The sequence below is a fragment of the Geodermatophilus chilensis genome (assembly GCF_002802985.1).
GTDB classification, from domain to species: Bacteria; Actinomycetota; Actinomycetes; order Mycobacteriales; family Geodermatophilaceae; genus Geodermatophilus; species Geodermatophilus chilensis.
This window is the reverse complement of sequence record NZ_NVPT01000248.1, coordinates 1-5,243: the sequence shown is the minus strand read 5'-3', so window position 1 is coordinate 5,243 and position 5,243 is coordinate 1. Positions and strand designations below refer to the sequence as shown.

The 5,243-nt window shown below is 76.7% G+C and carries 6 protein-coding genes; 2 read left to right on the top strand and 4 right to left on the bottom strand.

Annotated elements, in window-relative coordinates; translation table 11 throughout:
* The first annotated feature begins 169 nt into the window (after positions 1 to 169).
* Positions 170 to 1,162, top strand: coding sequence for an NAD(P)H-quinone oxidoreductase (locus CNO22_RS25460; protein ID WP_100502043.1), 993 nt, complete (start codon positions 170 to 172; stop codon positions 1,160 to 1,162).
* A gap of 52 nt (positions 1,163 to 1,214) precedes the next feature.
* On the opposite strand, the gene CNO22_RS25455 is transcribed toward CNO22_RS25460, so the two are convergent.
* Genes CNO22_RS25455 through CNO22_RS29840 form a run of 3 tightly spaced genes read right to left on the bottom strand, consistent with a single transcriptional unit; the run spans position 1,215 to position 2,390 of the window.
* The gene (locus CNO22_RS25455; protein WP_100502042.1) at positions 1,215 to 1,808 is read right to left on the bottom strand and encodes a nitrile hydratase subunit alpha; all 594 of its coding nucleotides are present in this window, start codon (positions 1,806 to 1,808) and stop codon (positions 1,215 to 1,217) included.
* Positions 1,805 to 2,095, bottom strand: a complete 291-nt coding sequence (locus tag CNO22_RS29845; RefSeq protein WP_100502040.1) for an SH3-like domain-containing protein — start codon at positions 2,093 to 2,095, stop codon at positions 1,805 to 1,807. The genes CNO22_RS25455 and CNO22_RS29845 overlap by 4 nt, the downstream gene beginning before the upstream one ends.
* A complete protein-coding gene (locus CNO22_RS29840; protein WP_100502039.1) occupies positions 2,088 to 2,390 on the bottom strand; it encodes an SH3-like domain-containing protein in 303 nt (100 codons plus the stop codon). Before CNO22_RS29840 ends, CNO22_RS29845 begins: the two co-directional genes overlap by 8 nt.
* 114 nt (positions 2,391 to 2,504) lie before the next feature.
* On the opposite strand from CNO22_RS29840, the gene ggt reads away from it, so the two are divergent.
* The gene (gene ggt, locus CNO22_RS25440) at positions 2,505 to 4,313 is read left to right on the top strand and encodes a gamma-glutamyltransferase (RefSeq protein WP_100502037.1); all 1,809 of its coding nucleotides are present in this window, start codon (positions 2,505 to 2,507) and stop codon (positions 4,311 to 4,313) included.
* Between the two features lie 9 nt (positions 4,314 to 4,322).
* On the opposite strand, the gene CNO22_RS25435 is transcribed toward ggt, so the two are convergent.
* Complete coding sequence (locus CNO22_RS25435; RefSeq protein WP_269799641.1) at positions 4,323 to 5,207, bottom strand: DUF6297 family protein; 885 nt, start codon at positions 5,205 to 5,207, stop codon at positions 4,323 to 4,325.
* Between the last annotated feature and the right edge of the window lie 36 nt (positions 5,208 to 5,243).

The following is a 5,243-nucleotide window of genomic DNA, read 5'->3' as shown; positions in this document are numbered from 1 at the left end:
GTCAAGCAGAGCGGCTACGGCCGGGAGCTGACCGAGCTGGGCATGTACGAGTTCTGCAACGCCAAGACCGTCTGGATCGGCCCACCCAGCAGCCAGCAGAGCGAGGGCAACACCGCCACCGCGGCATCCGAGTGAGCAGCTGCACCCGGGGCGGGACCCGGAGGGCTCGATGCGCGCGGTGACCATGGCCGGGACCGGAGGGCCCGAGGTGCTCGGCTGGGGCGAGGCCCCCGACCCGGTCTGCGGGCCGGGCGAGGTCCTCGTCGATGTCGCTGCGACCGCGGTCAACCGGGCCGACCTCATGCAGCGGGAGGGCAACTACCCGCCGCCGCCCGGGGCGACCGAGATCCTCGGTCTGGAGTGCAGCGGCGTCGTCAGCGAGGTCGGACCCGGCGTGACCGGGTGGTCGGTGGGTGACGAGGTGTGCGCCCTGCTGTCCGGCGGCGGGTACGCGGAGCGGGTCGCCGTCCCGGCCGGGCAGCTGCTGCCCCGTCCCGCCGGGGTGGACCTGGTGGACGCGGCCGCGCTCCCGGAGGTGGTGTGCACCGTCTGGTCGAACGTCTTCCTGCTCGCCGGGCTGCGCGCCGGCGAGGTCTTCCTGGTGCACGGCGGGTCGAGTGGCATCGGCACGATGGCCATCCAGCTGGCCGTCCGTGCCGGTGCCCGGGTGGCCACGACGGCGGGCAGCGCCGCCAAGCTGGCCGTCTGCCGGGACCTCGGTGCGGAGGTGCTGGTCGACTACCGCGAGGAGGACTTCGTGGACGTGGTGCGGGCGGCCACCGACGGGCGCGGCGCCGGCGTCGTCCTCGACAACATGGGGGCGGCCTACCTGGGTCGCAACGTCGACGTCCTCGCCACGGGCGGGCGGCTGGTGTGCATCGGCATGCAGGGCGGCACCCGGGGAGAGCTCGACCTCGCCGTGCTCATGCGCACGCGCGGGTCGGTGCACGCCACGACGCTGCGGGGCCGCCCGGCGACCGGGCCGGGCAGCAAGGCGGAGGTGGTTGCCGCGGTCCGGCGGGACGTGTGGCCGGCTATCGAGGAGGGGGTGGTCCGGCCGGTCGTGGACCGCCGGGTGCCGATGTCCCGCGCCGCGGAGGCACACGCGCTGGTGGCGGCCAGCACGCACGTCGGGAAGGTGCTGCTGCTCGCCGGCGGGTGAGTCGACCGCGGGTGCCGGTCCAGGCGACGCCGGGCCGGCACCCGCAGGCGCGTCAGACGGCGGCGGTGCCGATCAGGCCCTTGCGGGTGACCAGGCCGGCCAGCTCCTCCTCCGACAGCCCGTCGGTCCCCTCGGGCCGGCGGGGGACGACCATGTACCGGGACTCCGCGCTGGCGTCCCACACGCTGATCCGCGTCGTGGGCGGCAGCTCGAGGCCGAACTCCTCGAGCACCCCGCGCGGGTCGCGGACGACCCGGGAGCGGTAGGCCTCGCTCTTGTACCAGGACGGGGACGGGCCGAGCAGCGCGATCGGGTAGCAGGAGCACAGCGTGCAGACCACCACGTTGTGCTCGTCCGCGGTGTTGGCGACGACCTTCAGCCGCTGCTCCTGCAGGCCGCCGGACATCGAGAGCCCGAGCTCCCTGATGGCGGCGTTGGCGTCGGCCAGCAGCCGGTCCCGGAAGGCCGGGTCCACCCAGGCGCGCGCGGCGATCCGGGCGCCGTTGGCCGGTGAGCCACCGGCGAGGAACTCGTCGATGCGGCGGTCGAGTTCGCCCTCGTCGACCAGGCCGCGCGCCTCCAGCAGGGCCTCGACGTGCCGGACCTGCTCGGAGATCGCCGAGCTGCCGTGGTGGTCCCCGCTCATGGTGTCCCTCCCTGGGGGTCGGCGGGCTCCAGGTAGTCCTCCCAGAGCTCCACGGTGACGGCGTGGTCGCCGTCGCCGAACAGGTCCGCGGCGGTGAACCGCACGTGGTAGACGGCCTGCGTCGTCCCCGGCAGGCCCCGGGCCCGGTCGTCGGCGAGCGGGTGGTGCCCCGCGAGCTCGACCACCCGTCCGATCGCGCCACGGGCGTACCGCGGCAGCCGGGTGTGCCACGCCGGGTCGGCGGTGCTGGTCCGCACCGCGTCGCCGGGGGCGAAGCGGTCAGGCACCGGAGGCGTCCCGGGGGACGGCGAGCTCCTCCGGCGTCGCCACCCCCTTCTCGACCAGCAGGGTGGTGATGGCCGTGAACCACTTCTCGTAGTAGGAGCTGGCGAGGTAGGTCGCCGGCTCCATCCGCTCGATGGCGTCGCGGAACTCGTCGAGGTTGTAGACGCCGCGCCGGATCAGCGCCGCGTTGAGGGCCAGGACGTGCGCTTCCCAGTCGGCGTGGAAGGTCGGCTCGTCCGGCTCCTCGACGATCGCGGGGAAGCCCACCATGCCGCCGACGTCGTTGATGCGGCTCACCCCGCGATCCTCTCCCGTCGCACCCGTCCGGTCCAGCTCGCCGGGCGGGCCGCTGCCACCAGGAGCAGGCTGGGGTGCCCGGACCGCGACCCTCCCGACGCCCGAGGAGTCCCCGTGCCGCGTCGACGCACCGTCCTGACCGCCCTGACCGCCGCCGTCCTGACCGGGGTCGCCCCGGCCGGTCCGGCGGGTGCCACGCCAGGGCACGCCGTCCCGCCGCCGGAGAAGGTGCCCCGCGCGGTCGGGACCGGCGGCGCGGTCGCCACGGTCGACCCCGACGCCACCCGGGTCGGCCTGGAGGTGCTCGCCGCGGGCGGCAACGCCGCCGACGCGGCGGTCGCCGCGGCCGCCGCACTGGGCGTCACCGAGCCCTACTCGGCCGGCGTCGGGGGCGGCGGGTTCTTCGTGTGGTTCGACGCCGCGACCGGTGAGGTGACCACGGTCGACGGCCGGGAGACCGCGCCGCGGGCGATGGGGGCCGATGCCTTCCTCGGGGAGGACGGCGAGCCCCTGCCTTTCCGGGAGGCGGTGACGAGCGGGCTGTCGGTCGGCACGCCGGGGACCCCGCTGACGTGGCAGCGGGTGCTCGACGAGTTCGGCACGCTGTCGCTGGGCGAGGTGCTGCAGGGCGGCACCGAGCTCGCCGAGGAGGGCTTCGTCGTCGACGAGACGTTCCGCCGGCAGACCGCCGACAACGAGGAGAGGTTCCGCCGGTTCACACCGAGCGCCGAGCTGTTCCTCCCCGGCGGCGCGCTGCCCGAGGTGGGCTCGGTCTTCCGCAACCCCGACCTGGCGGGCACCTACGAGCTGCTGGCCGCCAAGGGGGTCGACGTCCTCTACACCGGCGAGCTGGGCGAGGAGGTCGTGCGGACGGCGCAGGAGCCCCCGGTGGCCGACGGCGCCGCGCCGGTGCTCGCCGGCCTGCTGGAGGAGTCCGACCTCGCTGCGTACGAGGCGCCGCTGCGCGAGCCGACCCGCGTCGAGTACCGCGGCCTGGAGGTCTACGGGATGGCGCCGCCGTCCAGCGGTGGGTCGACCGTCGGCGAGGCGCTGAACGTGCTGCAGGGCTCCGACCTGGCCACGCTGCCGGAGGTCGACGTCCTGCACACCTACCTGGAGGCGAGCGCGCTGGCCTTCGCCGACCGCAACGCCTACGTCGGCGACCCCGCCTACACCCAGGTGCCGCTGGCCGAGCTGCTCTCCGACGGGTTCGCCGCGGAGCGGGCGTGCCTGGTCGACCCGGTCCGCGCGGCGGCGAAGCCGGTGCCGGCGGGCGTCCCGGACGGTGGGTACGGCCCGTGCCCGGCCCCGGCCGCACCCACCGACGACGGCGGCCCCGAGGGGCCGTCGACCACGCACCTCACCGTGGCCGACGCCGCGGGCAACGTGGCCAGCTACACGCTGACCATCGAGCAGACCGGCGGCAGCGGGATCACCGTCCCCGGCCGCGGGTTCCTGCTGAACAACGAGCTGACCGACTTCACCTTCGCGCCCGCCGACCCGACCCGGCCCGAGCCGAACCTGCCCGCTCCGGGCAAGCGGCCGCGCAGCAGCATGGCGCCGACGGTCGTGCTGCAGGACGGCGAGCCGCTGCTGGCCGTCGGCTCGCCCGGCGGCGCCACGATCATCACCACCGTGCTGCAGACGCTGGTGGACCGGCTGGACCGCGGCGCCGACCTGGCCGACGCGATCGCGGCGCCGCGGGCCAGCCAGCGCAACAGCGCGACGGCCGACGCGGAGCCGGCCTTCCTCGACGCGTACGGCGCCGAGCTGACCGCCCGCGGGCACGCCTTCGCGCCGGTCGACGAGATCGGGGCCGCCACCGGGGTGGAGTTCCTGCCCGACGGCCGGCTGCTCGCCGCGGCCGAGGCCGTGCGGCGTGGCGGCGGCAGCGCCGGGGTGGTGCACCCCGGCGAGGGCTGATCCGCCGGGTCAGCTGCCCGGCGACCGCCGCCGGCCGAGCTGCACCAGCACCGCCGCGGCCAGCAGCAGGGCCCACCCCGCCTGGACGGCGACGAGCAACGGGGTCGGGCCGCCGGTCACCAGCACGGCCAGCAGCGGCAGGCTGCCGACCACGCCGACGTCCACCCCCTGCACCAGCGTGGCGCCGACCCCGGCCGGCAGCACGCCCATGGGCGTGGAGACGACGGGTCCGGACCAGTCCGGATCGGGGCGCAGCGCCCCGCGCAGCGAGGCCGCCGCCCACGCCGGGGCCGCGGCCAGCCCGAGCAGCGCCCAGGTGCCGACCAGCCCGGTGCCCACCCCGAGCAGCAGCCCGCTGAGGGTGCCGACCAGCGCGGTCGCGACCAGCGGGACGACGGCGCGACTGCGCACCACGGCCGCAGCCGACAGCGCGAACAGCCGGTCCAGCTCCGGCGCGCCGTGCGCCTCCCGGGCGGCCCGCCCGGCCGCCGTCGCGGCCAGCCCCCCACCCAGCAGGCAGCCGGCCCACACCGCGGGCGGCAGCGCGCCGAGCCCCTCGGTGCGGGCGACGACGACCGGGACGGCGGCGGCGACGGCGAGCTGGCCGAGCTGCCACCGGCCGCGGGCGAGGACGGCGAGGTCGGTGGCCACCACCGCCTGCCAGGGGGCGCGCACCCGGGAGAAGCGGCGGCTGCGGCGGGGCGGGCGGTCCCGGCCGGCCAGCGCGCGGCCCAGCTCCCGCGTGTCCAGCGAGAGCAGCGAACCGCCGGCGTAGCGGGCCGTCGTCCCGCCGGCGAGGAGGCGGCCGGCGTCCAGCCGGCCCAGGCCCCGGTCGGCCTGCACGAGCAGGGCCGCGGCGGCGACCGCCGCGACCGCGAGGCCCCAGCCCGGCAGGCCGCCGACCGCCGGGTCTGTCTCTTATCAAAATCC

Bases quoted from the DNA above. Each gene is read 5' to 3' on its own strand.
- CNO22_RS25460 (WP_100502043.1), top strand. From the start codon at position 170: ATGCGCGCGGTGACCATGGCCGGGACCGGAGGGCCCGAGGTGCTCGGC.
- CNO22_RS25455 (WP_100502042.1), bottom strand. From the start codon at position 1,808: ATGAGCGGGGACCACCACGGCAGCTCGGCGATCTCCGAGCAGGTCCGG.